Here is a 26,213-nt window from a genome sequence, read left to right on the forward strand (position 1 = left end):
CGCCGTCGACCGGAACGGGGGACCCCGGCAGGGCGGAATCGCCGTCGGCGAGTGCGGGTGGCCCTGTAGAGGGCGGGCTCGCCGTCGGCGGGTGCGGGTGGCCCCTACGGGGGGGGCGCCGTTGGCGGGTGCGAGTGGCCCCTTGCGGGGGGCGCCCGCCGTCGACCGGAACGGGGGACCCCGGCAGGGCGGAATCGCCGTCGGCGAGTGCGGGTGGCCCTGTAGAGGGCGGGCTCGCCGTCGGCGGGTGCGAGTGGCCCTTGGGGGGCGGGCTGGGCGTCGGCGAATGCGGGTGGCCTCTGTGGAGGGCGGGCTCGCCGTCGACCGGAACGGGGGACCCCTGTGGAGGGCTGGCTCGCCGTCGACCGGAACGGGGGACCCCTGCGACGCCGGCTCGCCCCCCACTGAACCCGCTCCCCAGCCCTTCACCCACACCGCACGATGGCGACTCCCCCTCGCGGGGGGGTGCCTGCGTCGGTCGATGGCGACTGCGTCCTGCGGGGGGCGCCTGCTCCGCTCGACGGCGGCTATGCCTCGCAGGGGCACTCGCTCCGCCAGAGGGCTTCACCCGCACTGGTCGACGGCGGCTCCGCCTCGCAGAGGGCCCGACGGCGGGTGTGTCGGTCGCCGGTCGGGTCTTCCCTGAGGGGACCGCGACGGCCTGGTCGGCTGCGTCTGCGGTAGGCCTTCCCCAGGGGTGTTCGAGGGGTGTTCGGGGTTGGGGGGGAAGTCCGCTCGGATGAGTGGATGGGGTGTGCGGGAGGGGGTCCCGGGGGAAGCCCGTGTGGCACCCTGAGCCGGTGACGGGTTGGGCTTGGCCGGTGTCGGGGGCTGTCGGCGATGGGCGTTGACGGGTGGGACGAGTCGCACGGTGACGACGGGGACGCGGAGAGCCTCGGGTTGGCCTCGCCCCACGTACCGAACCAAGGCGGCCGCCCTGCTTCCTCCGCCTCCTCCGGTCGCGGCGACGGGAGCGTGCCGGCCCAGCGTGAGGGCAGCGTGCTGCCGCCGCCCCGGGAGATGCCGCCCGCCGACGGCGAGCTGATCGAGCGGATGCGCGGCGGTGACGACTCCGCCTACGAGGAGCTGTACCGCAGGCATGCGGACGCGGTGCGGCGGTATGCGCGGACCTGCTGCCGTGACGGGCACACCGCCGATGACCTCACTGCCGAGGTGTTCGCGCGGATGTTGCAGGCGGTGCGGGGCGGGGCCGGGCCGGAGCATGCGGTGCGGGCCTATCTGCTGACCTCCGTGCGGCGGGTCGCCGCCCACTGGACCAAGTCCGCCCGGCGCGAGCAGCTCGTCGACGACTTCGCCGTCTTCGCCCAGCAGGCCGCCCGGGTCCCGGAGGCGTCCGCCGACACCGCGTTCATCGGCTCCTCCGGAGCGGGCCTCGATCTCGGCGCCGACGTCCGCGCCCTGCACGAGGCCGAGCAGTCCATGGCCATGCGGGCCTTCCGCTCACTGCCCGAACGCTGGCAGGCCGTGCTGTGGCACACCGAGGTGGAGGACGAGTCCCCGAGCGAGGTGGCCGTCCTGTTCGGGCTGGACGCCAACGGCACCCGGGTGCTCGCCAGCCGCGCGCGCGAAGGGCTGAAGCAGGCCTATCTCCAGGCCCACGTCAGCGCCACCCTCACCCACGACGAGGAGTGCGCCCGCTACGCCGACCAGCTGGGTACCTACGCCCGCCGCAAGCTGCGCATCCGGGCCGAGCGGGGCCTGCGCAAACACCTGGAGGAGTGCGCCAGGTGCCGGCTGGCGGCGGCCCAGATCGAAGAGGTCGCGAGCGGCATCCCCGGTGTCGTACCGGTCGCCGTCATCGGCTGGTTCGGGGCCGCCGGGTACGCCAAGGCCCTCGGGATCGTGGCCGGCAGCGCAGGGGCCGGGGCGGCCGGGGCCGCCGCCGCGTCCGGCGGGGCGTCCGGCGGGGCGTCCGGCGCGGGCGGGGCCGCGGCCTCCGAGGGGCTCGGGGCACCGGTCAAGGCCGGCATCGCGGCCGGTGTGGTCGCGGTGGCCGCCACCGCGGTCGCGCTGGCCCTGGTGAACGACAGCCATCCGGCGAAGGAGGTCGCCCGGCCGGCGCCGTCCGCCACCGTCGTACGGCCCGAGACGCCCCCGCCCGCACCGCCGGAGACGACGCCCGCCCCCTCGCCTACGCCGTCGGCCAAGCCCTCACCCGAACCTTCGGCCGAGCCCGTGGCCCTCGACCCGCCTCCGCCGACACCCAGGCCCACGCCCACCCCGACGCGCACACCGGCCCCGACGCCCACGCCCACTCCCACCCCGAAGCCGAGGCCGAAACCGACACCGACGCCCACTCCGCCGCCCGCCCCCGTCGTCTACGAGCTGAGCGACCTGCGCTTCGACGCCACCGGCGACGGCACCGGGCCCGAGATCGCGCTGGGCGAGAGCAGCTGGGTGTGGCAGCGGTACGGCATGTCGATCGGCGGCAAGCAGTACGCGCGCGGGGTCACCGTGCACGGCGAGTCCTCCGTCACCATCGCCCTCAACCGGTCGTGCACCGCCTACGACGCACTGGCCGGCGTCGACGACATGACGCTGGGCCTCGGCAAGGTGCGCTTCTCCGTCTACGCCGACGGGGTCCCGCTGTGGCGGTCCGGCATGGTCAAGGGCCGCGACCGGGCCGTCCCCGTCCATGTGGACCTCACCGGGCGCAGGACCGTACGGCTCGTGGTGGAACCGCACAGCAACGCCTTCGACGAGGCGGCGCTGGCGGACTGGGCCGAGTCCCGGTTCACCTGCCGGTAGCCGGCACGGCGCCCAGCTCCTCCAGGACGTCCGTCACACCCAGGGTCGCGCCCCGGGCGCACTCGGCGGCGTAATGGCCGGCCGGGAGCGCCGCGCGGGCACCGGCGCGCACCCGGGCGGCCTCGCTGCGCTCCGGCTCGGGGCGCTCGCGGCCGTCCCGCCAGTGATCGGCGGCGGCGAACAGCCTGAGGGCGCCCGGCAGATCCCCGAGCCGGGCCCGCAGGCCGGCCGCCACGTCCACCAGTCCGGCCGTGATCGACTCCGCGCAGCGGTCGGCCACGGCCCGCCGCAGGGCGTCCGCGAGGACCGGCATCCCCTGCGCCGGTCCGGACTCGGCCGCCACGAGCAGCGCCTCGACCTTCCGCTGGTCGGCCACGAACTGCGGGGGCGGGGTGCCGTCCCCGACCAGCGCGCAGGTCGCGTCGTACAGCTCGCGCGCGAGGGCCGGCTGCCCGTCGTGCAGGGCGATGTGGGCGCGCAGCAGCAGGACGAAGGCCCGGGACTCCGGCAGCGCGTACCGGTCCGCGGCCGCCCCCGCCTCGTCCAGGGCGGCCAGGGCGGCCTCCCGGTCGCCGGAGCGGTAGGAGATCTCGGCGAGCCGGGCGATCAGGAACGGGGACTCGGCGTGCGCGCCCACCTCGTGGGCGAGCCGCAGCGCCTCCTCGTACTCGCCGCGCGCCTCGTGGTACCTGCCCCGGGCCATGGCCGCCTCGCCGGCCGCGCTGCACACCTGCGCCCGCACCCACCGGTCGCCGACGCGCCGGCTGAGTACCCGCAGCTCGGCCAGGTCCTCGTCCACACCACGCAGGTTGCCCGGTGAGTCGACGGTCACATGGGCGCGGTACATCAGGGCGACCGCGACCTCCCAGTCGCCGCCGTGGCGCCGGCAGTTGTCGATCGCCGCGGACAGGTCCGGGCGGAGGTCCGCCGGGCCGCCCAGGTAGTAGGCGGTCAGCGGCCAGACGACGCCCGGGAGGCGGGCGGCCGGGGGGCCGCCGCCCTCGTAGGCCGCCCGCACGCGCGCGAGGTACTCCTCGGCGCGGTCGTCGGCCGCGAGGTTCTCCGCGTCCGTCTCGGAGGTCAGGAACAGGTCGAGCATGCGCAGGTCCATCCGCAGCTCGCGCAGCGGATGCCCGGCCTCGCCGTCGGGGGCGGCGAGGAACGCGCCGACCGGGTCGGCGGACTCCGCCCGTGCCAACGCCTCGCCGGGCGGCGCGCCCTCGGGCAGGGTGTCCAGGGCGGCGCCAAGGCGGAGCACCTGCCGTACCCAGCCCACCGCCTCCTGGCGGTGGTTGCGCAGCCACCAGAACCAGCCGATCGCCAGGACGATGGCGCCCGCCTCCGCCTCGTCGCCCGCGCGCACCGCGCGGTCCAGGGCCGCGCGGATGTTGTCCAGCTCGGTCTCCAGGCGGGAGATCCAGGGGAGCTGGGCCGCCGACCGCAGCTGTGGCTCGGCCTCCTCCACCAGCGCCCGCGCCCACGCGCGGTGGCGCCGCTCGGCCGCCGCGCGCAGTCCGGGGACCTCGGCCGCGCGCTCGGTGGCGTACTCGTGGATGGTCTCCAGCATGCGGTAGCGCATGCCCGTCCCGAAGCCGGTGCCGTCCGGGTCGTGCGGGGCGGCGACCACGAGGGACTTGTCGACCAGCGCGCCGATCAGGTCGGCCGCCGGGCCGGTGCACACGGCCTCGGCCGCCGCGAGGTCCCAGCCGCCGGCGAACACCGACACCTCGCGCAGGACCGTCCGCTCCCGCTCGTCCAGCAGCTCCCAGGACCAGTCGACGACCGCGCGCAGGGTCTGCTGGCGGGGCAGGACCGTGCGGCTTCCGGAGGTGAGCAGCCGGAAGCGGTCGTCCAGGCGGTCGGCGATCTGCCGCGGGGTCAGCAGCCTGAGCCGGGCCGCGGCCAGCTCGATGGCGAGCGGCAGCCCGTCCAGACGGCGGCAGATCTCCGCCACGGCCTCGGTGTCGCCGAGCACCGCGTCGGCGTCGGGACGGACGGCCTTCGCGCGCTCGGTGAAGAGGCGGTGCGCCTGCTCGGGGACGAGGGGCTCGACCGGGCGCACCGACTCGCCGGGGACGCCCAGGGGTTCACGGCTGGTGGCGAGGATCGTGAGCCCGGGGCAGCGGGTGAGGAGGGTCTCGGCGAGGGCGGCTGCCGCGCCGATGACGTGCTCGCAGTTGTCAAGGATCAGGAGTTGGCTGCGCGGGGCGCAGTACTCGATCAGCAGGGCCGTGGGGTCGGCCTGCGGGGTCGCCAGGTCGTTGGTCAGCAGCACGGTCTCGCGCAGACCGAGCGCGCTGACCACCGCGCCGGGCACCGCCTCCGGCCGGTCGAGCGGGGCCAGCTCGACCAGCCAGGCCGAGGGGAGCGAGGCGGCGGCCTCCTCGGCGAGGCGGGTCTTTCCGGAGCCGCCCGGTCCGGTGAGGGTGACCAGGCGGGTCCTGTGCAAGTCGGAACGAATGGCCCTGAGTTCTGGTTCCCGCCCGACGAACGACGTCAGACGGGGGCGGAGATTCCCGGTGCGCTCGGGGGGCTGGGCGGGAGGCCGCGGCCCCTGGCGCTCCGGGCGCGCCGGGTGTTCCGGGTGCTCCTGTTTCAGCAACGACGCGTGCAGGGCCTTCAGCTCCGGGCCGGGGTCGGTGCCGAGGGTGTCGGCAAGGGTGCGGCGGGCGGACTCGTAGGCGGCGAGGGCGTCGGCCGGGCGGCCCGTGTCGCGCAGGGCGCGGATGAGGAGGACGTGCAGGGGCTCGTCGTAGGGGTGGGCGGCGGTCAGTTCCCGCAGCTCCGGTACGGCTTCCTGGGCGCGGCCGAGGGCGAGAGCCGCGGCGGCGCGGGCACGGGTCGCCTCCAGCCGCAGGGCGTCGGGGCGGGTGGCGGCGGTGCGGTCGGGGAGGTCGGCGAGGGCCGGGCCGTACCAGAGGGCGAGGGCCTCGGTGAGGGCGCGGTGGGCGGTGGCCGGGTCGCCGGCGGTGAGGGCCTGGGTGCCGGTGCGGGTGAGGCGTTCGAAGACGTGCAGGTCCACGTCGTCCTCGGTCGCTTCGAGGCGGTAGCCGCCCGGGGTGGAGGTGATGGTGTGTCTGCCGAGGGTACGGCGGAGACGGCCGACGAGGGCCTGGAGCGCGGCGTAGGCGTCCTGGGGCGGGTCGTCCGCCCAGACCTCGTCGATGAGGGTGTCGGGGGTCGCGGTGCGGCCGGGGCGGAGGGCGAGGGCGGCGAGGAGCGTGCGAAGGCGTTGGCCGCCGATGGGTACGGGGGTGCCCTGGTCGTCTGCTGCTTGGGTTACGCCCAGGATTCTGTACCGCACCCGGTCATTGTGGCTGGGGTGCGGGGGGTGAGGCACGGGGGTTTCGGCGCCGGGTGTTCCGAGGACGCCCTCTGCCGCGGCGGGACGGGACCCGCACACCGGCGCGCAGCGGCGGCGGAACTGCGGAGCCGACCGTGTTGCAGCTCCCTGGGGGCGCGGGGAACTGCGCGATCAGCCCGGCACGGCCCGCGGGTTCACCACGCCCCGGCCACCGGTACCGCTCCCCAGCCGGACGGCTCACGCCCCCGGCGTCAGCGCGCTCCTTCTCGGCTGGATTCCCGAAGGGACCGCGCGGGACCGTGTCGGGGTGCCCGTCCAGCACGTGCCGCGGCGGGACAGGAGGCGGCGGAGCCAGAGTTCGAGGGAGACGAGGTCGGCCAGGCCGTCCAGCGGGAGGGGCTCGCCGGCCGCGGCGGAGCGGACGGCCTTGCGGACGACGCGGGCCTCGACCAGGCCGGCGTCGGCCAGCAGGGGTGTGGAGAAGAGGTCCAGGAGGGGGTCGGCCGCGAGCCGCAGGCCCGCGCGCGCGGCCGCCGCCGTGGAGGCGTGGGAGGGGGCGCCCCAGCCGGGCGGGAGGTCGGTGATGCCGGCGCCCTCCAGGACCGTACGGAGGATGGCGGCGCGGGCGCCGGGCTGGACGCGCAGGGCCTCGGGGAGGTCCCGGCAGGCGCGGACGACCTGGTTGTCGAGGAACGGCGCGTGCAGGCGCTGGGAGCGGATCTGCGCGGCCTGTTCCAGGACGCGCAGGTCGGCGGCGTGCCGGGCGAGTGCCGCACGCGCGCGATAGTCGCCGGGGCGCTGCGCGCCCGTTCCGGAGCGGTCCGCCTCCGCCTGGAGCAGAACCGATACTTCAGCCAGTGCCTCACCTGTCAGCCAGCGGGCCGCGGGCCCGGGTCTGGCCCAGGTCAGCGCGGCGAGGGACGCGCCGACCGCCCCCTTGGGTTCGTCGAACCGCCGCCGCATCAGCCGCTCGGCGAGGACCTCCAGGCCCGCCCGGTAGGGGGTGCGGGCGAGGCGCCGGGCCGCGCCGTACACGCGCGCGGGGACCAGCACCGAGCCGTCCGCGCGCGCGAGCGCGGCGACCGGCCGGACCAGGTGGCGCCGCCGGCGGTCGACCAGGAGGTCGGCGAGGCGGGCGGGATGGGCGTCCAGGACCTGGCGGGCGCCGTGGCCGGTGAAGTGGTCGGCGCTGCCGGCGGCGAGCCGCGCGCGGTGCCGGGCCGCCAGCACCAGGGAGGGTCCGGGCACGTCGGTCAGGGGGCCGTCGAGGTCGGCGTACGGCAGGGTCTCCTCGCCGCCGGTGACGACGACGTGGTGCAGCCGCGGGTTGGCGGCCAGGGCTCCGGCGCGTTCGAGTTCGGCCTCGCGCCCGGTCACCGTCAGATCGTTGAACGTGACGGCGAGGAGACGTTCCCCCGCGCCCGTGCCGTGGCCCAGAAGCGTGCCGGGTCTGCCGGGCAGCCCGGCGGCCAGCAGCGCGAGGGTGCCGGAGGCGGGCCCGCCGGACAGATCGGCGCCGATGCCGGGGACCGGCATCCCGCGCGCGGCCCGCCGCTCGGCCGGTCCCATGCCGGGTACCGGCCCGGGGTCCAGGTCGGGCACGTGCCGGGGTGCCGACAGCCGGGTGCGGACCGCCTCCACGAGGGCGTCGCGTACGGCGTCCACGGCGCGGTCGGGGTCGGCCGGGGGCGCGGAGACGGCGAGGGAGGCGACCGGCTCGTACCCGGCGATCTCCCGCGCTCCGGCACGCAGCACCAGCGCATGCCCCGGCGGAAGGCGCCGTACGCCGTCGTACGGGGTGGTGTCGCGCAGCGCGGCCGGTACGTCCGGGGCGGCCAGCAGGGCGGCGAGGTGGGTGAAGTCGAGGTTGGCCTCGATGAGGTCGGCGAGGGGCAGCGCGGCGGTGGCGTAGGCCGTGCCGCCGGCCCACGGGGTGTGGAACACCGGCCGGGCGCCCGCGAGATCGCCGCAGACGGTGATGCGGCGGCCGGCCTGGACGACGGCCGTGTAGCTGCCGGGCCAGGTGGTCAGATGGCGCACCGCGCCCCCGCGCGCGGTGAACAGTCCGCGCCGCAGTTCCTCGTCGGTGGCGCCGCAGATGCCGAGGACGGCGATCCGGTGCTGCGCGTCGGCGTGCACCACGCGCACCTCGTCGGGGCGCCAGTCGCCGACGGCCCACAGTGGATCCGGGTCGCCCCACAGGAGTTGGGAGCCGACCGGGTGCAGGGTCTCGCCGTCGTATCCGACGGCGCCCGCGGAGCCGATCCCGGCGGTGCCCGCGGCGGCGCTGCTCCAACCCACCAACCACCGCATCGACGCCTCCACAGGCTGTGGACAACCAGTGCACCGTACGAACCGGACCCCATGCTGCCATGAAGGGCGCGCCGGAGAGGATCGGCGGCGCCGCCTTCGATCGAGGGAAGTTCGCGCGGCGGGCCAGGACAGTTGACGGGTGAAAGGCCGACGCGGGGCAGGTCCGGGCCGGACGGCACCCGATCGGCGCGGCGTGAATGCGCCCCCCACGCGCGCCCCCAACCCGCCCTTAGCGCCCTCAAGTTGCATGGTCGCGGCGGGGATCCACCCCGTCGGACAGGGGTCGGTTTTCGGCCAAATAAAAGACGGCGTCCGGGGTTTGAGCACGCTCCGTACAGGCCTGGTGAGCGCGCGGCAGCGCGGACGCGCGCACGGTCCGGGAGGCGGGCATCGCCTCCCGGACCGGTCCGCCACCCGCGGGGATGAAGGTGGCGGTGTCCCCCAGCCCACTGGATCCAGTACAGCGGGCCGACCCACGCAAGAGCCATGGAACCGCTCCCCCGGTGGCCGGAGAAGAGCGCACGGACGGGCGCACGGCCACACGGGCGGGGGCACGCGGCGACAGACCGTGCACGGTGCGTACAGGGCCGCACTTCCGTACGGACCACAATCCCGCCATCCGGAACAATGCCCCTTAACGCTTGGGATGCGGCGAACTACGCTGGGTTTACGAATGCCGCGTGGTTATGCCAGCGCGACAGCCGTCTGTGTCGAGGGGTGGCGCATGTCCAGGGAGCAACGCGGGCCGAACGAAAAGCTCGGCGCCGTTCTCGCCCTCGCGGGAATCAGCAATGCGGGACTCGCCCGCCGCGTCAACGACCTCGGCGCCCAACGCGGGTTGACGCTTCGCTACGACAAGACGTCGGTGGCGCGCTGGGTGTCGAAGGGCATGGTGCCGCAGGGTGCGGCGCCGCACCTCATCGCGGCCGCCATCGGCCAGAAGCTCGGCCGTCCGGTGCCGCTCCACGAGATCGGCCTGGCGGACGCGGATCCCGCGCCCGAGGTGGGCCTCGCCTTCCCCCGGGACGTGGGGCAGGCGGTCAAGTCGGCCACGGAGCTGTACCGTCTCGACCTCGCCGGCCGCCGTGCCGGCTCCGGCGGCATCTGGCAGTCCCTCGCCGGATCGTTCGCAGTGAGCGCATACGCAACGCCTGCCTCACGATGGCTGATAACCCCCGCCGACAGCTCGGTCGCGCGGGAGGCGGGCTCCGTCGAGGGGTCCGGCGCACCGATCAAAGTCGGCCACAGCGATGTGCAGAAACTGCGGGAGGCCGCCGAGGACGCGAGGCGCTGGGACTCCAAGTACGGCGGCGGGGACTGGCGTTCGTCGATGGTGCCGGAGTGCCTGCGGGTGGAGGCGGCACCGCTGCTGCTCGGCTCCTACTCCGACGAGGTCGGCCGCGCCCTGTTCGGCGCCTCCGCCGAACTCACCCGGCTCGCCGGGTGGATGGCCTTCGACACCGGGCAGCAGGAGGCCGCCCAGCGGTACTACATCCAGGCGCTGCGGCTCGCTCGCGCGGCGGCGGACGTCCCCCTCGGGGGCTACGTCCTCGCGTCCATGTCGCTGCAGGCCACCTACCGGGGGTTCGGCGACGAGGGCGTGGATCTCGCGCAGGCGGCCCTGGAGCGCAACCGGGGGCTGGCGACCGCGCGGACGATGAGCTTCTTCCGGCTGGTCGAGGCGCGGGCCCACGCGCGCGCGGGGGACGCGCAGGCGGCCGGCACGGCGCTGAAGGCGGCGGAGGGCTGGCTGGAGCGGTCCCGTCCCGGGGACAACGATCCCTCCTGGCTGGGTTTCTACGGCTACGACCGGTTCGCCGCGGATGCCGCGGAGTGCTACCGGGATCTCAAGGCGCCGCGTCAGGTACGGCGGTTCACCGAGCAGGCCCTGTCGAAGCCGACGGAGGAGTTCGTGCGGTCGCACGGGCTGCGGTTGGTCGTTTCCGCGGTCGCCGAGCTGGAGTCCGGGAACCTCGACGCCGCCTGTGAGCAGGGGGTGCGGGCCGTGGAGGTGGCGGGGCGGATCTCCTCGGCGCGGACGACGGAGTACGTGAAGGATCTTCTGCACCGGCTGGAGCCGTACGGGGACGAGCCGCGGGTGGTGGAGCTGCGGGAGCGGGCTCGGCCGCTGCTGATGGCACCGGCGTAGAGCTGCGCGGCTTCAGCGTCTGCCGGGGTGCTGCACTTCGTCGGCCCCGGGTCGTTCGTGGTTGATCGCGCGGTTCCCCGCGCCCCTTTCGGGGCGCCGCCCCCGACCGGCGTTTGAAGGCACTGTCAGTGGCGCAGTGCACTATCGGGAGTGGAGGTGGTGCTCGGTGCTGGCCGGGGCGTACGACTGTGATGTGCTCGTGATCGGTGGGGGGATCGTCGGGCTGTCGACGGCGTATGCGATCACGCGGGCCGCGCCCGGTACGCGGGTGACCGTGCTGGAGAAGGAGGCCGGGCCCGCCCAGCACCAGACGGGGCGGAACAGCGGGGTCATCCACAGCGGGATCTACTACCGCCCGGGCTCGCTCAAGGCGCGGTACGCGGTGCGGGGCGCCGCCGAGATGGTGAAGTTCTGCGCCGAGTACGGCATCGCGCACGCCGTCACCGGCAAGCTGATCGTCGCCACCGAGCGGGAGGAGCTGCCCCGGCTGCACGCGCTCGTGCAGCGCGGCCGGGAGAACGGCATCCCGGTGCGGGAGCTGGGCCCCGCGCAGATCACCGCGTACGAACCGGAGGTGCGCGGCCTCGCCGCGATACACGTCGGGACGACCGGGGTGTGCGACTTCGTGGGCGTCGCCCGCGAGCTGGCGCGGGCCTCCGGCGCGGAGATCCGGTACGGCGCCCAGGTGGTCCGGGTGGACCGGCGGCCTGAGCGGGGTGTGGCCGTGCTCACCGCGGCCGGGGACGTCGTCCGCGCGCGCGTGCTGGTGAACTGCGCCGGGCTGTACTGCGACGAGGTGGCCCGGCTGACCGGCGACGAGCCCGAGGTGCGGATCGTGCCGTTCCGCGGGGAGTACTACGAGCTGGCCCGGCCGGAGCTGGTGCGGGGGCTGGTGTATCCGGTGCCGGACCCGGCGTTCCCGTTCCTCGGGGTGCATCTGACCCGGGGGATCGACGGGGGCGTGCACATCGGCCCCAACGCGGTGCCGGCGCTGGCCCGGGAGGGGTACGACTGGGGGGTCGTACGGCCCCGGGAGCTGGCCGGCACGCTGGCGTGGCCCGGATCCTGGGCGATCGCCCGGCGGCACTGGCGGTACGGGGCCGGTGAGCTGCGGCGGTCGGTGTCCAAGGGGGCGTTCCTGGAGGCCGTGCGCAGACTGCTGCCCTGCGTGGAGGCCGACGATCTGGTGCGGGCACCGGCCGGGGTGCGGGCGCAGGCGGTGCTGCGGGACGGGACGCTGGTGGACGACTTCCTCATCCGGGAGGGGGCGCGGGCGGTGCACGTGCTCAACGCGCCGTCCCCGGCGGCCACGGCGTCCCTGCCGATCGGGAGGGAGGTGGGGCGCCGGGTGCTGGAGATGCTCGGGAGCCTCGGCTGAGCGGGCTCCCGCGGAGAGCGCCGTAAAATCTGTCGTACTGTGTCTGACTTCCTCAACGCCCCCGAAGCCGCCTCCCCGGCCCCCCACCCGCCCGGTGTCCCCGTCCGGCACACCCGGGCCAAGGGAGAGCCGCGTTTTCCGGACGGCCCCAAGGCGGATCCCGCCGGGTCGCACTTCGAACGGCGGATCCGGAGCTTCCAGCCACGGCGGAGCCGGGTGACGGCCGGGCAGGCCGACGCCCTGCAGCGGCTGTGGCCCACGTGGGGCCTGGACATCGACGGGCAGCGGGTGATCGACCTCGGCGAGCTGTTCGGGAACGACCGTCCCGTGGTCCTGGAGATCGGATTCGGGATGGGCGAGGCCACCGCGCAGATGGCCGCGGGCGACCCGGACACCAACATCCTCGCCGTCGACGTGCACACCCCCGGCCAGGGAAACCTGCTGGGTCTCGCCGAGCGGAACGGCCTGTCCAACATCCGGGTCGCCAACGGCGACGCGATCATCCTGCTGCGGGAGATGCTCCGCCCGGACTCGCTGGACGGGCTGCGCGTCTACTTCCCCGACCCGTGGCCCAAGAAGCGGCACCACAAGCGGCGGCTCATCCAGCCGGCGTTCCTGACACTCGCCGCGACCCGGCTGAAGCCCGGCGCGATCCTGCACTGCGCGACCGACTGGGAGCCGTACGCCGAGCAGATGCTGGACGTGCTCACCGCGCACCCCGACTTCGAGAACACCCAGCCGGACGGCGGCTTCTCCCCGCGCCCCGCGTTCCGTCCGCTGACCCGTTTCGAGGGGCAGGGACTGGACAAGGGACATGTGGTGAACGATCTGCTGTTCCGACGCGTACCGCACAGGACCGCTGAGCAGGACCGATAATCCGCTCCAGCCCCTCGTCCCGTCCCCGTTAGGGTCGATGCCGTGGCCACCAGTCCTCCGTTTCCGACGTGTCCCCCGAGCCCCGGCGACGGTGTGCTCCGCCACCCGCACTGGTGGCAGCGCCGGTGGGTGCGGTACGGGGCACTGAGCAGCCTGCTGGCACTGTCCGGACTGGTCATCCTCGCCCTCGTCCGGCGACAGACCGGCACCGAGGGCTTCCTCGTCGGGCTCGGCCTGGCGGTGCTGCCCGTGCCCTGGCTGATAGCCGCCTTCCGGTGGCTGGACCGGGTGGAGCCGGGCCCCTGGCGGAACCTGGTCTTCTCCTTCGCCTGGGGTGCTTGTGCGGCGGCACTCATAGCCATCGTGGCCAACAGCTTCGCGACGAAGTGGATAGCCACCTCCACCGCGGACCCGGCCGGCGCCGACACCCTCGGCGCCACCGTGATAGCCCCGATCGTGGAGGAGTCCGCGAAGGCCGCCGCCGTGCTGCTGGTCTTCCTCTTCCGCCGACGTGACTTCACCGGGATCGTGGACGGCGTGGTGATAGCGGGCGTCACCGCCACCGGGTTCGCGTTCACCGAGAACATCCTCTACCTCGGTACGGCCTTCGGGACCGACCAGCTCACCGGCGACCGCGGCATCGCCTCCGTCACCGCCGCCACCTTCTTCGTGCGCATCGTGATGTCCCCGTTCGCGCACCCCCTGTTCACCGTCCTCACCGGCATCGGCTTCGGCATCGCCGCGCTGTCCGCCGAGCGGCAGCACGTGCGGCGGGTCCTGCTGCCGGTCTGCGGGCTGCTGCTCGCGATGGGCATGCACGCCTTCTGGAACGGCTCCTCCACCTTCGGCGAGTACGGCTTCTTCGCCGTCTACGGCGCCTTCATGGTGCCCGCGTTCGGGCTGCTCACCTGGCTCGCGATCTGGATCCGGCAGCGGGAGCTGCGCACCGTGCGGGCGGAGCTGCCGGCGTATGTGCAGGCCGGGTGGCTGGGCCCGGCCGAGCCGTTCGCGCTCGGATCGATGCGGGCGCGGCGGATGGCCCGCGACTACGCCCGGCACCACCATGGGCGCCCGGCGGCGCGGGAGGTGGCGCGGTACGAGGGGTACGCCACCTCGCTCGCGTTCCTCCGGCACCGGGGGCGCACGGGGAAGGCCGGCGCCGACTTCGTCGTACGGGAGCGGGAGCTCCTGGACGAGCTGTGGAAGCGGCGCGGTGTGGCCCGGCCCGCGCTGGAGTACGCGAGCCGGGCCGCTGTTCCGGTGGTACCGGTGTACTGGGGGGCGCCGTACGGGCATCCGGCGATGTCGCGGCCCGGGACTCCCGTCCATCCCGGGACTCCCGTCTATCCCGGGACTCCCGTCTATCCCGGAAGTCCCGTCTATCCGGGGTATCCCGCGTACAACCCGTACCGGACGTAGCCCGGAACTAGGCCGACGCCTCCGTCAGCTTGGCCAGCTCGGTCTCCGTCAGCGTCAGCTCCGCCACCCCCAGCAGTGCCGGAAGCTGTTCCACCGTGCGTGCGGAGGCGATGGGGGCGGTGACCGTCGGCTGGGCGGCGAGCCAGGCCAGGGCGACCGTGGCGAGAGGGGCCTCGTGGGCCGCGGCGACCTCGTCCAGGGCCGCGAGGACCTTCTGGCCGCGCTCGGAGTCGGCGTGCTTCTGGGCTCCGCCGGCGCGGGCGCTGTCGACGGTCGTACCGGGCCGGTACTTGCCGGTGAGGAAGCCGGAGGCCAGGGCGTAGTACGGGACGGCGGCGAGACCCTCCCGGGCCGCGAGGTCCTGCAGCGGGCCCTCGTAGGTGTCGCGGGAGACCAGGTTGTAGTGGGGCTGGAGGGCGACGTAGCGGGCGAGGCCCTCCCGCTCGGAGAAGTCGAGGGAGGCCTTCAGGCGCTCGGCGCTGATGTTGGAGGCGGCGATGTGCCGGACCTTGCCGGCCCGCACCAGCTCGTCCAGCGCGCCGATGATCTCCTCGACCGGCACCTCGGGCTGGTCGAAGTGGGTGTAGTAGAGGTCGATGTAGTCGGTGTCCAAGCGGCGCAGGGAGGCGTCGGCGGCGGCCTTGATGTTGGCGGCGGACAGCCCCTGGTACTCGGGGTGCCGGCTGACCTTGGTGGCGATCACGACGTCGGAGCGGTTGCCGCGGGCCTTGACCCACTTGCCGATGATCGTCTCGGACTCGCCGCCCTTGTTGCCCTCGATCCAGGCGGAGTAGGCGTCGGCGGTGTCGATGAAGTTGCCGCCGGCCGCCGTGTAGGCGTCCAGGACGGCGAAGGAGGTCTGCTCGTCGGCGGTCCAGCCGAAGACGTTGCCGCCGAGGGAGAGCGGGAAGACCTCGAGGTCGGAAGGGCCGAGTTTACGTAGTGACGTCATACGTCATGTCAACGCCGGCGGGGGATGATCGCATCCCGCCGCCGGCGCCGAGTCAGGGCAAAGGGGTGGCTCAGGGGGTGAGGCCCTTGTCGCGCAGCCATGCCATCGGGTCGATGCCGGTGGCCTGGCCGCCGGGGTGGACCTCCAGGTGCAGGTGCGGGCCGGTGACGTTGCCGGTGGCGCCGACGCGGCCGATGACCTCGCCGGTGGAGACCTTCTGGCCGGCCGTGACGCTGATCGAGGACTGGTGGCAGAACCACAGTTCGGTGCCGTCGTCGAGGGTGAGGATCGTGCGGTAGCCGTAGGCGCCGGCCCAGCCCGCCTCGGTGATCGTGCCGCTGTGGACGGCCTTGATCAGGGTGCCGGTGGGGGCGGCGAAGTCGAGACCGGTGTGGTAGCCGGAGGACCACATCGAGCCGGCCTGGCCGAAGGTCGAGGTGATCGTGTACGAGGAGGTCGGCAGCGTGTACTGCTTGGCCAGCTTGGCCAGCCGCTCCTCCTCGGCCTTCTTCGCGGCGGCGGCCTCCGCCTTCTCCTTGGCCTCGGCGGCCTCGGCGGCGGCCTGCTTCTCGGCCTTGGCGGCGGCGTCGGCGGCCTGCTTCTCGGCGGTGGCGAGCGCGACGGCGGTGGCCTTGCTCTCGGCCTGGCCCTGCTGCTGCTCGGCCTGGGCCATGATCCGGTTGCGCAGGGCCTCGCCCGCGTCGGTGCCGTCCTCACCCTCGGCGGTGGCCACGCCGACGCTGCTCAGCGCGGTGGTGCCGGCCTCGGTGGCCCGGGTGTCGGCGGAGCCGTCGTCGAAGAGGGAGCCCACGGAGGGCAGGTCGGGCAGGGAGATGGAGACCGGCGGCTTGCCGGTGTTGGCGCTGGCCATGCCGCCCGCGCCGACCGCGGCGATGACGCCGACGCCGAGGACGGTGGAGCTGCGCGCGAAGCCGCCGCGCTGCTTGGCGACGCGGTGCCGGCCGCGGACCGGGGCGACGGAGTCCTCGGTGGGGTTCCACTCCTCCCACGGGCCCTCTTCGGCGCGGTAGGCGACGTAGCCGAAGGTCTCGTTGTCGCGCTGTGCCGGTATGAACGGGGCTTCGGGGACAGGCCGGTTGGACGCCACGCGGGCGTGCTCCTTTCCTTCCTCCGCCTACCGGGTTAGCTGACGGGTTCGGAGCAGGAAGGTCTCCTACGCGCGTATACCGGTCGTGGACTCCATGAGTTCACGGCGGTATCCGCGTGATTCACCCCAGAAAGGTGGTTCCCCGGCTCCCTCGCGGGATTCGGCGCGTGCGCACGGAGCCGTCTCTTGTGACGGCTGGGACGACCGCGCTGCGTTATCGAACGTTAATAGACCTGCCAGTCACTTTCCAAGCCGTTCGGCTTGATCATTAAGGTCTTTACCGGCGGATCTATCACCCACTACCCCGCCAAACCGGGCGAGTTGACCAACCTTCGGCAGTGTTCAGGAGTCACTTCCGGTTTTGATGGTGACTCAGATGTTATGCGCACGGCACTCGCTCACTCACCGTCGGTGACATCCCGCAGGGGGCGCCGTACCGCGAGCAGCGCCATGTCGTCGGTCATACCGCCGCCGGAGTGCCGGCGCACCTCCGCGGCGAGCCGGTCGAGCAGCGCGGCCGGGCCGGGGAAGGTGCGCCCGGCGAGCCGCCGTTCGGGGTCGTAGAAGCGGCCGTGGGCGTCCCGGGCCTCGGACAGGCCGTCGGTGTGGAGGAGCAGGGTGGCGCCGACCGGGAAGCGGGCCTCGGTGGCCCGGTCCGGCCACCGGCCCAGCCCCGCCATGCCGAGCGGCAGCGCGGGCTCGCCCGGCGTCAGGGTGCGCAGGGTGCCGTCGGCGTGCAGCAGCAGCGGCGGCGGGTGGCCGCGGTTGACGATCCGTACGACGCCCTCGCCGTGCGGGAGTTCGGCGAGGACCGCGGTGGTGAACCCCTCGAAGGCGTCGATCCCGTCGCGCCGGGTGCCCTCACGGGCCAGCGCCCGCTCCAGCCGTTCGGCCACCTCCTCCAGCGCGGCCTCCTGCTCGGCCGCCTCCCGGAACGCGCCGATCACCACGGCGACGGCGGCGACCGCGCCCATGCCCTTGCCGCGCACGTCCCCAACGACCAGCCGGACGCCGTACGGCGTGTCCTGCACCGCGTACAGATCGCCGCCGATGAACGCGTCCTGCCGTGCCGCCTCGTAGCGGGCGGCGATCTCGAAGCCGCCGATCCGGGCGTCCGGCTCCGGCAGGACGGCCCGCTGGGCGGCCTCGGCGATCTCCCGGGCGGAGGCGAGCCGCCGGTCGCCGCGGCGGACGACCCGGTTGATGGCGACGGCCAGCAGGGCGACGGTGGCCACGGTGACCACGTCGGTGAGCGTGCCCACGGCCGGGTGGACCCCGGCGTCGGTGTGCACGGCGTAGGCGGCGGCGAGGGAGGCGAGGCCGGTGAGGACGGTGGTGCGCAGCGCGGAGAGGGGCGCGGCGACCAGTGGGGCGGCGGTGAAGAACGGTACGGCGGTGAACTGCTGCGGGGTGAGCAGGCCGTACCCGATCCCGCAGGCGATCAGGAGCGCGGGCAGGGCGCGGGCCTGCGCACGCGGGCTCGGCCGGCGCCGGGCGCGCACCGGCGGGGGCCCGCCGCCGAGGCCCGGGTCGGGCACGGGGGCACCGGGGAGCCGGCCGCCCGCCCTGGCGTACGGGCTCTCCTCCACCTTTCCAGGGCGCACCGCGTGTCTCCCACATGTCCGACGTGTCTCCAGGTTTCCGGGCCCCGGAGCGGGCGGCGACCGGTGTGGACCGAAAGGGGTGTGCGAGTGGTCCCGCGGATGACGTACACTGGAGTCACAACGACGCGGGGTGGAGCAGCTCGGTAGCTCGCTGGGCTCATAACCCAGAGGTCGCAGGTTCAAATCCTGTCCCCGCTACTGAAGGCTCAGGGCCCGGAATCCCAAGGATTCCGGGCCCTGAGTGTTTCCGGCCCGGGCCGGGCCCGCCTCACCCCAGCAGGTGGACGTTCGGCGCCTTGGCGAGGTCCTCCAGCTCGGGGAGCAGGACGACGTGCGCTCCCGCGGCGGTCAGCACCCCCGTGCCGTCGGCCGCGTGGACGAACGTGTCGGGTTCGCGCCAGGCGGTGACCACCCGGCGCACCCCCGCCCGCAGGATCAGCTCGGCGCACGGCGCCGGGCGCGACGCACGGCGGGCGCACGGCTCCAGGCTGCTGTACACGGTGGCGCCGGCCAGCCGGGGCTCGGCCGGATCGATCTTGGCGAGGGCCGCCTCCTCCGCGTGGACCACGGGGTCGGTGCCCTCACGGGAGTGCCCGCGGGCCAGCTCCGTACCGTCGGCCGCGACCACGACCGCGCCGACGCTGAACGCCGTCTCCGAGGGCGGGCACAGCTCGGCGAGTTCGCAGGCGGTGCGCAGCCAGTGGCGGTCGGCGGCGGTGGGCAGCGGGCCGGTGCCGGGGGCGGTGGGCACGTACCGCATGAGGACGACGTCCTCGATCCGCCGGGTGTCGAGCAGGCGCAGGCGTCCGGCCTGGTAGGCGCCGGGTCCGAAGAGGCGCGGGGCCGCCGGGTCGCCGACGAACAGCGGGGCGAGGACCAGCTGCAGCTCGTCGGCGAGGCCCTGGTGGAGGAGCTGGGTGTGGACCGTGCCGCCGCCCTCGACCATCAGGCGCCCGACGCCGCGCTCGTCGTGGAGGTGCTCCAGCAGGGCCCGCCAGTCCAGGGCGGGGCCGAGCGGGACGACGTCGGCGGTGCGCCCGATGAGGCGGGCGGCCCGCTCGGCACCTCGGTCGGTGCTGTAGACGAGCTTCTCGCCGCCGGTGTGCCAGAAGTTGGCCTCCGGGTCGAGGTCGCCGGTGGCGGTGACGGTGACCTTCAGCGGGTACTCCGGCTTGCCCTCCGCGACCCGGGCCGCGCGCCGCTCGGCGGAGTTGACCAGCAGGCGGGGGTTGTCGGCGCGGATCGTGCCGGCGCCGACGAGGATGGCGTCGACGGAGGCCCGTACCGCGTCGACCCGGTCGAAGTCGGCCGGGCTGGACAGCAGCAGGCGCTCGGGGCCGGTGTCGTCCAGGTAGCCGTCGAGGGAGACGGCGGCGGACAGCAGCACGTACGGCAGGGGCATCGGCGCCCTCTCTTCCGGAGGCGGACGGCTTGGTTCAATTTTTGAACAAACCTACACTGGCGGCATGACGACCCGCTGGCTCACCCCCGAGGAGCAGCGCGCCTGGCGCGCCTACATCGCCGCCTCCCGCCTCCTGGAGGACGCGATCGACCGGCAGCTCCAGCAGGAGGGTGGCATGCCGCACCTGTTCTACTCGGTGCTGGCCAACCTCTCCGAGGCGCCCGAGCGCCGGCTGCGCATGACCGATCTCGCCGAGACGCTGAAGATCACGCGCAGCCGGCTGACGTACGTGGTGACCCGGCTGGAGCGGGACGGCCTGGTGCGCCGGGAGGACTGCCGCTGGGACAGGCGCAGCTCGCTCGCGGTGCTGACGGACGCGGGGATGGCCGTACTGGAGCGTACGGCACCGGGGCACGTCGAGACGGTCCGCTCCCTGCTGTTCGACCGGCTGACCCCGGAGCAGGTGGGGCAGCTGGAGGAGATCTGCACGGGGATCGCGCGCGGGCTGCAGGGCGAGGACACCGAGTCCGGCGCCGACGACGTGCCCTGGCGGCGCCGCTCCTCCTGCTGATTGCTTTAACTTTTAAGCAGCGGTAGGGTCCCTCCGGACCACTGCTTCAAAACTGAAGCAACCGCCCCGGAGGGACCCGCATGCCCGACTTCCCCGCCGCCACCCCGCGCGCCCGCGTCCGGGTACCGCTGCGCTTCGCCGACGGCTACCGCGCCGACGCGGAACTCGTCACCTTCCACGGCCTCACCGACGGCCAGGAGCACCTCGCCCTCGTCCTCGGCGACCCCGGCCCGGTCCCGCTGGTCCGGCTGCACTCCGAGTGCCTGACCGGTGACGTCTTCGGCTCGGCCCGCTGCGACTGCGGCCCGCAGCTGCGCGAGGCGGTCGAGCGCATCGCCGGCCGCGGCGGTGTCCTGCTCTACCTCCGCCAGGAGGGCCGGGGCATCGGCCTCTACAACAAGCTCGACGCGTACGCCCTCCAGGACCAGGGCCTGGACACCTACGAGGCGAACGCCGCCCTCGGCCTCCCGGAGGACGCCCGCGACTACACGGCCGCCGCGCAGATGCTCGGCGCCCTCGGCATCACCGAGCTGGACCTGCTGTCCAACAACCCCGACAAGGCCGGGCAGCTGCGCGCGCGGGGCATCGCGGTGCGGGACCGGGTGCCGACCGGCGTCTTCACCACGGCCCACAACGTCCGCTACCTCCGCGCGAAGGTCCTCCAGACCCAGCACACCCTCCCCCTGCCGGAGCTGAGCGCCGGCTGACCTGGGATCACCCCCGGCGGCGGCCGGGGAGGAGGAGCGCCGGGAGGACGGCCAGGGAGAGGAGGGCCGCCGCTGCCGCGTAGGCCGTGCGGAAGGCCGCCGGTCCGGGGGTCGCCGCCGACAGGACCAGTGACAGGGTGGCCGTGCCGATCGAGGCGCCCAGCTGGGAGGTGATGCTCAGCGCGGTGCTCGCCCCGGCCAGCCGCTCCCGGGGCAGCTCCCGGCTCGCGGTGGTCATCGTCGGCATCAGCACCATGCCGGTGCCGACGCCCATCACCATGGCCGATACGACCATCCGCCAGGGCGCGACCCCGGGCACCCCCGACTGCCAGGCCATCAGTGCCATCCCGAGGGCCGCCACCGCGATACCGGCCGGGATCAGCCGGCGCGGGGCCACCCGGTCGACCTTGCGCGCCGCGATCTGCATCGTCGTACCGACGACAAGACCGACCGGCGCGCCCAGCAGCCCGGCCGCCGTGGCGCTCAGGCCCCGCTCCTGCTGCCAGTACAGCGGGCCGAGCAGCATCGAGCCGAAGTAGCCGCAGGTGAACAGGACGAGCGTGCCGACGCCGGCGGCGAAGGAGCGGTCGCGCAGCAGCCGCAGGTCCAGCAGCGGTGCGGAGGCGGTCAGCGCCCGTCGGACGAAGGCCGCCGCGAGGGCCGCGCCGGCGAGCGTCGGCACGAGGGCGCCGGGCGCCGTGAAGTCGCCGCGCTCACCGCCCCGGGCCAGGCCGTACAGGAGCAGGGCGAGGCCGGGCGAGAGCATCAGCAGGCCGGGGAGGTCCAGGCGGGGCGCGGTCCGGCCGGGCCCCGCCGGCGGCGCGTCCGCGGGGAGCAGCCGGAGGGCGAGGGCCAGGGCCAGGGCGCCGACCGGCAGGTTCACCAGGAAGATCCAGTGCCAGGAGGCCGCGTCGAGCAGCCAGCCGCCGAGCACCGGCCCGGCGACCGGCCCGACCAGGATGGGCAGTCCGCCGATGGCCATCGCACGGCCGAGCCGGCCGCGGTCGGCCGCGCCCATCACCATCGCCATGCCGACCGGCTGCAGCAGCCCGCCGCCGAGCCCCTGCACCGCCCGGAAGGCGATGAGGCTGCCCGCGTCCCAGGCGCACGCGGCGAGCAGCGAACCGAGGGTGAACAGGGTGAGCGCGGTGAGATAGGTGCGCTTGGCGCCGATCCGGGCCATGGCCCAGGCGGCGGTCGGGATGACGGCGGCCAGCGCGAGCGTGTACGCGGTGGCGGTCCACTGGATGGTCTCCAGCGAGGCGTCGAAGGACTGCGAGAGCCGGCGCAGCGCGACGTTGACGATCGTCATGTCCAGCACCGCCATCACGGAGCCGATGACGGTGACGGCCAGGGTGCGGTTCAGGGCCGTGGACGGCTCCGGCACCGGGCGGGCCGGTGCCACGGCGGGCTCGGTCGTACGCATCTCCCCCACCCCGCGCTCAGCCCGCGTAGGGGCGCTCGGCCCGCGCGGCCCGCAGGGCCCGTCCCCACCAGGTGAGCTGGCCGAGCATGCCCTTGGCGGCCCCGGCGCAGACCTCGGCGTCGCGCGGGACGCCGTCCTCGCCGAGCCCGGACCAGGGGCCGTGCAGGCTGACCGAGTCGCGGACGGTCACGGCGTGCAGTTCGGCGAAGACCAGCCGGAGCTGCTCGACGGCGCGCAACCCGCCGCCGAGACCGCCGTACGACACGAAACCGACCGGCTTGGCCTGCCACTCCCGGTGGTGCCAGTCGATGAGGTTCTTCAGGGGCGCCGGGAAGCTGTGGTTGTACTCGGGTGTGACGACCACGAACGCGTCGGCGGCGGCGAGCCGCGGCGAGACCTCCTTCAGCGCGGCGACCGCCTCGGGGCTCGGCGTGCCGCCCCAGCCGGGCATCACCAGCGGCAGGTCCACCTCGGCGAGGTCGACGACGTCGAGGTCCAGGCCCGGGTCGACGGCGGCGGCGGTGGTCAGGAACCAGTCGGTGACGGCCCGGCCGAGGCGCCCCTCGCGCACGCTGCCGAGGATGACGGCGACGCGGAGCGGGCGGTCGTCGGCGGCACGGGCACCGGGATCGGTGACGGAAGTGGTGACGGACACAGCTGTCCCCCTCTGGAGAGAACCTCCGGCGACAGTCGCCGGACGGGTCTGCGGACTCTTCGGACAGCAAAGTACAACGCTCGTTGTAGAAAATACAACGCCCGTTGTAAGTCGGTTAGAGTTGGCTGGTCACGAAGGAGGCGGGCGTGGGCCAGACGAACGAGTCCCGGCTGGAGCAGGCGCGGCGCGAGGTGTCACCGCGCAAGCTGCAGAAGCAGATGGCCATCGCGAGCGCGGCCTGCACGGTCTTCGGCCGCGAGGGGTACGCCCGCGCCTCGGTCGACGCGCTCGCCGCCGCGGCCGACGTCTCCACGCGCACGCTCTACAACCACTTCCCCGGCGGCAAGGCGCAGCTCTTCCAGACGGTCGTGACGTGGACGTCGAGCGAGGTCCGGGACGCCCAACTGGCGCGCCTGGACGCCGTACTGCACCCGGAGCGCCCGCCCCGCCCCGACGAGCTGGAACGCGACCTGGTCGCGCTGGCCCGCGCCTTCAACGGGCTCATGACCGACTACGCCAACCACTTCGCCCTGGTCCGGCACATCCACGCGGAGGCCGACCACGTACCGCCCGAGGTCCTCAGAGCCTGGCACGAGGCCGGGCCGGAACCGGTCGGCCGGGCCCTCACCGAGGCGATGGCCCGCCTGGAGGACGCCGGCCTGCTGAACCTGCACGGCGACGCGAGCCTGGCGGCGGGCCACTTCACGGCCCTGATCTCGCACCGGATCATCCAGACGACCCACTACGGCGTCCTGCCCCTGCCGGAGGCGGAGACGGACCGGCTGCTCAGGGCGGGGGTGAGCGCGTTCCTGCGGGCGTACGCGGCGAACCCCTGAAAGCACTGTGTACGTAGTACTCTGCCCGGAGTGACGAGCAGATCCCACCGCACCCGGAGCCGAGACCCATGGTGAGACGGAACGACCAGCGGCGCGCCGCACTCGTCGACGCGGCGATCGAGGTGCTGGCCCGGGAGGGCGCGCGGGGGCTGACCTTCCGGGCGGTGGACGCCGAGGCCGGCGTGCCCACCGGCACGGCGTCCAACTACTTCTCCAGCCGCGACGACCTGCTCACCCAGGCAGGCGCCCGTGTCTACGAGCGGCTCCAGCCCGACGAGGCGACCCTCGAACGCCACCGGACCGCGGCCCGCGACCGGGACACCTACGGCCGGCTGATGCGCGAACTGGTCGGCCGCGTGGCGTCCTTCCGCACCGGCTACCTCGCCCTGCTGGAACTCCGCCTGGAAGCCACCCGCCGCCCGGAACTCCGCGCGATCCTCACCGAACGCGTCCGCGCCGACCTCGACGCGAACGTCGCCTACCACGAGGCCGGCGGCCTCCCCGGCGACGCCACCGCCGTCAAACTGCTGTACCTCACCCTGAACTGGCTGATCGTCGAGCAGCTCACCCTTCCGGGGGTCCTCACGGAAGCGGAACGGGACGCGCTGGTGACGGCGGCGGTGGAACGGATCGTGGAAGCCGAGGACCCCAGGTCGGCTCAGCCCTGACCTGGGGTCCTCTCGGTAGGCCGTGTGGGACTCGAACCCACAACCAAGGGATTAAAAGTCCCCTGCTCTGCCAATTGAGCTAACGGCCCGTGCGATGTTGCGTGTCCGAGCATAGCCGGACGAGGCCGTGTCGCCGATCGGGTATCGGCGACGCGGCCACGTCGGGAGTGGCGGGAGCGGGAGGGATGGTCACTTTTCGGCCGGGACGGTGGCGGGCGCGGGGCGCCCGTTGAGGAACCAGTGGCGGGCCGAGGCCAGCCACCAGGCCGTCGCGAAGCCGAGGACGACCAGGACGGCCACCGGGGCGTAGTTGAAGGTCTTCCAGGTGACCGGGGAGACCTGGGGCAGCATGAAGAGGACCGTGATCGCCAGCACCCAGATCACCGAGACCACTCCGACGAGACGCGACCAGCGGCCCAGGTGCCAGGGGCCGGGCGTGAACGCGCCGCCCTTGCGGACGCGGAGGAAGGTCGGGATGACGTACGCGATGTAGAGGCCGATGACCGCGATGGACGTCACCGCCGCGTAGGCCGTCGTGTTGATCAGGTACGGCAGGCCCATCGCCAGGGCGCCGAGCGCGGCCAGCCAGACCGCCGCGACCGGGGTCCGGGTGCGCGGGCTGACCGTGCGCCAGACGCGCGAGAAGGGCAGCGCGCCGTCCCGCGAAAAGGCGTAGATCATGCGGCTGTTGGCGGTCACGGAGGCCATACCGCAGAAGAGCTGGGCACCGATGACCACCAGGAGGAGGAGTTTGCCGGCCGTGGCGCCGAGCGCGTCCAGGAGGATCTGGGCGGGCGGGGCGCCGGTGGGGGACGCGAGTTCCCTGTCGTACGACTGGATGGCGAAGGTGAAGCCGAGGAGCAGGACGAAGCCGGCGATCCAGGACGTCCAGATGGAGCGGACGATGCCCTTCGGACCCGCCGTGGCCGCGTCGTGGGTCTCCTCGGTCATGTGGGCGGAGGCGTCGTAGCCGGTGAAGGTGTACTGGGCCATCAGGAGGCCCAGGAGGACGACGTACGGGCCGCTGCCCCAGCCGGTCTCGTTGACGAAGTGCGTGAAGACGAAGGACGCCGACCGGTGGTGGTCGGGGACCAGTGCGAGCGCGCCGACGATCACCGCGACCCCGAGGACGTGCCACCACACGCTCACGCTGTTCAGGAAGGCGACGATCCGGACACCGAAGGTGTTCAGCAGGCCGTGCAGGAGGAGGATCGCCGCGAAGAGCAGCACGGTGCGGCCGGGGGTCACCCGGAAGTCGAACTGGAGGTTGAGCCAGGCGCCCAGGAAGGAGGCCGCGCCGAAGTCGATGCCCGCGGTCACCGCCACCTGGCCCAGCACGTTGAACCAGCCGGTGAACCAGGCCCAGGCCGCCGCCGAGCGCGCGGGCGCCAGACGGTGGGCCCAGAAGTACAGGCCGGCCGAGGTCGGGTACGCCGAGCAGATCTCGGCCATGGACAGGCCCACGAACAGGGTCATCAGGCCGACCGCGACCCAGCCCCAGGTGATCACCGCGGGGCCGCCCGTGGTCATGCCGAAGAGGTAGAGGGTCAGGCAGCCGGACAGCACCGAGATGATCGTGAAGGAGACGGCGTAGTTCGAGAACGCCGACATACGGCGGGCGAGGACCTGGGTGTAGCCGAGCTGGGCCAGCCGTTCCTCGTCCGACGGGCCACCGGCTCTCGCGTCATCTGTCATGCCCCCAGCAATTCCCTCACCGGGGATGTGATATGCGTCACTTGGTGACCGGAAAGCGATGGTCCGGGTACGGGCAAGGGCCCGTACGAACGGTGTCGTACGGGCCCTTGCCCTGTCTCACTCGGCGTCAGCCGCGGCGTCAGCCGTTGCGCTTCCAGCGCGGCTTGTCCTCGCGGCGGCCGAAGGAACCGGTGCCGCGGTGGTCGTCACGACGGCCGTAGGGGCGCTCGTGGCCGCCGGAGCGGAAGCCCGGGCGGTCGTCGCGGCGGTCGCGGTTGAACGGACGGTCGCTGCCCCGGTGGCCGCCACGCTCGTCACGGCGGAAGCCGCCCCGGTCGTCGCGGCGCTCGAAGGAACGGCCACCCCGGTCGTTGCGGTCAA

The 26,213-nt window shown here is 74.0% G+C and carries 18 protein-coding genes, 2 tRNA genes, 1 pseudogene and 1 riboswitch; of the genes and pseudogenes, 10 read left to right on the top strand and 11 right to left on the bottom strand.

Annotation, left to right across the window (positions count from 1 at the left end; all coding sequences use genetic code 11):
• Positions 1-840 precede the first annotated feature (840 nt).
• Entirely contained in the window at positions 841-2,769 is a 1,929-nt protein-coding gene (locus tag ACZ4U1_RS19820) for a sigma-70 family RNA polymerase sigma factor (protein WP_467904759.1), read from the top strand.
• Here ACZ4U1_RS19820 and ACZ4U1_RS19825 read toward each other — a convergent pair.
• Entirely contained in the window at positions 2,756-6,073 is a 3,318-nt protein-coding gene (locus ACZ4U1_RS19825) for a BTAD domain-containing putative transcriptional regulator (protein ID WP_467904760.1), read from the bottom strand. The genes ACZ4U1_RS19820 and ACZ4U1_RS19825 overlap by 14 nt on opposite strands.
• Positions 6,074-6,310: 237 nt before the next feature.
• Positions 6,311-8,386: an asparagine synthase-related protein gene (locus ACZ4U1_RS19830; protein WP_467904762.1), complete on the bottom strand. Its 2,076-nt coding sequence runs from the start codon at positions 8,384-8,386 to the stop codon at positions 6,311-6,313.
• A gap of 724 nt (positions 8,387-9,110) precedes the next feature.
• Between ACZ4U1_RS19830 and ACZ4U1_RS19835 the strand changes: the two genes are divergently transcribed.
• From ACZ4U1_RS19835 to ACZ4U1_RS19850, 4 genes are all read left to right on the top strand, one after another.
• Positions 9,111-10,535, top strand: a complete 1,425-nt coding sequence (locus tag ACZ4U1_RS19835; protein WP_467904763.1) for an MFS transporter — start codon at positions 9,111-9,113, stop codon at positions 10,533-10,535.
• 166 nt (positions 10,536-10,701) lie between these two features.
• Positions 10,702-11,913: an L-2-hydroxyglutarate oxidase gene (gene lhgO, locus ACZ4U1_RS19840; protein WP_467904764.1), complete on the top strand. Its 1,212-nt coding sequence runs from the start codon at positions 10,702-10,704 to the stop codon at positions 11,911-11,913.
• A gap of 39 nt (positions 11,914-11,952) precedes the next feature.
• Positions 11,953-12,789 carry a tRNA (guanosine(46)-N7)-methyltransferase TrmB gene (gene trmB / locus ACZ4U1_RS19845; RefSeq protein WP_467904765.1) on the top strand — a complete coding sequence of 279 codons (837 nt, stop codon included), beginning with the start codon at positions 11,953-11,955 and terminating at the stop codon, positions 12,787-12,789.
• A gap of 42 nt (positions 12,790-12,831) precedes the next feature.
• The gene (locus ACZ4U1_RS19850; RefSeq protein WP_467904767.1) at positions 12,832-14,208 is read left to right on the top strand and encodes a PrsW family intramembrane metalloprotease; all 1,377 of its coding nucleotides are present in this window, start codon (positions 12,832-12,834) and stop codon (positions 14,206-14,208) included.
• A 7-nt stretch (positions 14,209-14,215) separates the two neighbouring features.
• On the opposite strand, the gene ACZ4U1_RS19855 is transcribed toward ACZ4U1_RS19850, so the two are convergent.
• The 3 genes from ACZ4U1_RS19855 to ACZ4U1_RS19865 all read right to left on the bottom strand — a co-directional run bounded on the left by ACZ4U1_RS19855 (position 14,216) and on the right by ACZ4U1_RS19865 (position 17,872).
• On the bottom strand, positions 14,216-15,160 hold the full coding sequence (locus tag ACZ4U1_RS19855; RefSeq protein ID WP_467904768.1) for an aldo/keto reductase: 945 nt from the start codon (positions 15,158-15,160) through the stop codon (positions 14,216-14,218).
• A 70-nt stretch (positions 15,161-15,230) separates the two neighbouring features.
• Positions 15,231-16,268 carry a M23 family metallopeptidase gene (locus ACZ4U1_RS19860; protein ID WP_467904770.1) on the bottom strand — a complete coding sequence of 346 codons (1,038 nt, stop codon included), beginning with the start codon at positions 16,266-16,268 and terminating at the stop codon, positions 15,231-15,233.
• A 9-nt stretch (positions 16,269-16,277) separates the two neighbouring features.
• A riboswitch (cyclic di-AMP (ydaO/yuaA leader) is annotated at positions 16,278-16,444 on the bottom strand.
• 222 nt (positions 16,445-16,666) lie between these two features.
• Positions 16,667-17,872, bottom strand: a complete 1,206-nt coding sequence (locus ACZ4U1_RS19865) for a PP2C family protein-serine/threonine phosphatase (RefSeq protein WP_467904772.1) — start codon at positions 17,870-17,872, stop codon at positions 16,667-16,669.
• 124 nt (positions 17,873-17,996) lie between these two features.
• On the opposite strand from ACZ4U1_RS19865, the gene ACZ4U1_RS19870 reads away from it, so the two are divergent.
• Positions 17,997-18,070: transfer RNA gene (locus ACZ4U1_RS19870), tRNA-Met, on the top strand.
• Between the two features lie 70 nt (positions 18,071-18,140).
• On the opposite strand, the gene ACZ4U1_RS19875 is transcribed toward ACZ4U1_RS19870, so the two are convergent.
• Complete coding sequence (locus ACZ4U1_RS19875; RefSeq protein ID WP_467904773.1) at positions 18,141-19,274, bottom strand: dihydrofolate reductase family protein; 1,134 nt, start codon at positions 19,272-19,274, stop codon at positions 18,141-18,143.
• A 64-nt stretch (positions 19,275-19,338) separates the two neighbouring features.
• On the opposite strand from ACZ4U1_RS19875, the gene ACZ4U1_RS19880 reads away from it, so the two are divergent.
• Positions 19,339-19,845, top strand: a complete 507-nt coding sequence (locus ACZ4U1_RS19880; RefSeq protein WP_467904775.1) for a MarR family winged helix-turn-helix transcriptional regulator — start codon at positions 19,339-19,341, stop codon at positions 19,843-19,845.
• Between the two features lie 80 nt (positions 19,846-19,925).
• A complete protein-coding gene (locus ACZ4U1_RS19885) occupies positions 19,926-20,552 on the top strand; it encodes a GTP cyclohydrolase II (protein ID WP_467904776.1) in 627 nt (208 codons plus the stop codon).
• A 7-nt stretch (positions 20,553-20,559) separates the two neighbouring features.
• On the opposite strand, the gene ACZ4U1_RS19890 is transcribed toward ACZ4U1_RS19885, so the two are convergent.
• Positions 20,560-21,978, bottom strand: coding sequence for a DHA2 family efflux MFS transporter permease subunit (locus ACZ4U1_RS19890; protein ID WP_467904778.1), 1,419 nt, complete (start codon positions 21,976-21,978; stop codon positions 20,560-20,562).
• A 16-nt stretch (positions 21,979-21,994) separates the two neighbouring features.
• Complete coding sequence (locus ACZ4U1_RS19895) at positions 21,995-22,633, bottom strand: NADPH-dependent FMN reductase (protein WP_467904779.1); 639 nt, start codon at positions 22,631-22,633, stop codon at positions 21,995-21,997.
• A gap of 146 nt (positions 22,634-22,779) precedes the next feature.
• On the opposite strand from ACZ4U1_RS19895, the gene ACZ4U1_RS19900 reads away from it, so the two are divergent.
• Together ACZ4U1_RS19900 and ACZ4U1_RS19905 are read left to right on the top strand one after the other, a co-directional pair.
• On the top strand, positions 22,780-23,469 hold the full coding sequence (locus ACZ4U1_RS19900) for a TetR/AcrR family transcriptional regulator C-terminal domain-containing protein (RefSeq protein ID WP_467904781.1): 690 nt from the start codon (positions 22,780-22,782) through the stop codon (positions 23,467-23,469).
• A gap of 68 nt (positions 23,470-23,537) precedes the next feature.
• Positions 23,538-24,137, top strand: a complete 600-nt coding sequence (locus ACZ4U1_RS19905) for a TetR/AcrR family transcriptional regulator (RefSeq protein ID WP_467904783.1) — start codon at positions 23,538-23,540, stop codon at positions 24,135-24,137.
• A 16-nt stretch (positions 24,138-24,153) separates the two neighbouring features.
• On the opposite strand, the gene ACZ4U1_RS19910 is transcribed toward ACZ4U1_RS19905, so the two are convergent.
• The 3 genes and pseudogenes from ACZ4U1_RS19910 to ACZ4U1_RS19920 all read right to left on the bottom strand — a co-directional run.
• Positions 24,154-24,226: transfer RNA gene (locus tag ACZ4U1_RS19910), tRNA-Lys, on the bottom strand.
• Between the two features lie 100 nt (positions 24,227-24,326).
• Complete coding sequence (locus ACZ4U1_RS19915; RefSeq protein ID WP_467904784.1) at positions 24,327-25,832, bottom strand: amino acid permease; 1,506 nt, start codon at positions 25,830-25,832, stop codon at positions 24,327-24,329.
• 139 nt (positions 25,833-25,971) lie between these two features.
• Positions 25,972-26,213, bottom strand: a pseudogene (locus tag ACZ4U1_RS19920) (DEAD/DEAH box helicase); the annotation flags it as partial.

The organism is Streptomyces sp. NPDC028928 (assembly GCF_055564915.1).

Excerpts from the sequence above, each read along its gene's own strand:
- ACZ4U1_RS19820 (WP_467904759.1), top strand. The coding sequence starts at position 841 with ATGGGCGTTGACGGGTGGGACGAGTCGCACGGTGACGACGGGGACGCG.
- ACZ4U1_RS19830 (WP_467904762.1), bottom strand. The coding sequence starts at position 8,386 with ATGCGGTGGTTGGTGGGTTGGAGCAGCGCCGCCGCGGGCACCGCCGGG.
- ACZ4U1_RS19835 (WP_467904763.1), top strand. The coding sequence starts at position 9,111 with ATGTCCAGGGAGCAACGCGGGCCGAACGAAAAGCTCGGCGCCGTTCTC.
- ACZ4U1_RS19855 (WP_467904768.1), bottom strand. The coding sequence starts at position 15,160 with ATGACGTCACTACGTAAACTCGGCCCTTCCGACCTCGAGGTCTTCCCG.
- ACZ4U1_RS19875 (WP_467904773.1), bottom strand. The coding sequence starts at position 19,274 with ATGCCCCTGCCGTACGTGCTGCTGTCCGCCGCCGTCTCCCTCGACGGC.
- ACZ4U1_RS19880 (WP_467904775.1), top strand. The coding sequence starts at position 19,339 with ATGACGACCCGCTGGCTCACCCCCGAGGAGCAGCGCGCCTGGCGCGCC.
- ACZ4U1_RS19885 (WP_467904776.1), top strand. The coding sequence starts at position 19,926 with ATGCCCGACTTCCCCGCCGCCACCCCGCGCGCCCGCGTCCGGGTACCG.
- ACZ4U1_RS19890 (WP_467904778.1), bottom strand. The coding sequence starts at position 21,978 with ATGCGTACGACCGAGCCCGCCGTGGCACCGGCCCGCCCGGTGCCGGAG.
- ACZ4U1_RS19905 (WP_467904783.1), top strand. The coding sequence starts at position 23,538 with ATGGTGAGACGGAACGACCAGCGGCGCGCCGCACTCGTCGACGCGGCG.
- ACZ4U1_RS19915 (WP_467904784.1), bottom strand. The coding sequence starts at position 25,832 with ATGACAGATGACGCGAGAGCCGGTGGCCCGTCGGACGAGGAACGGCTG.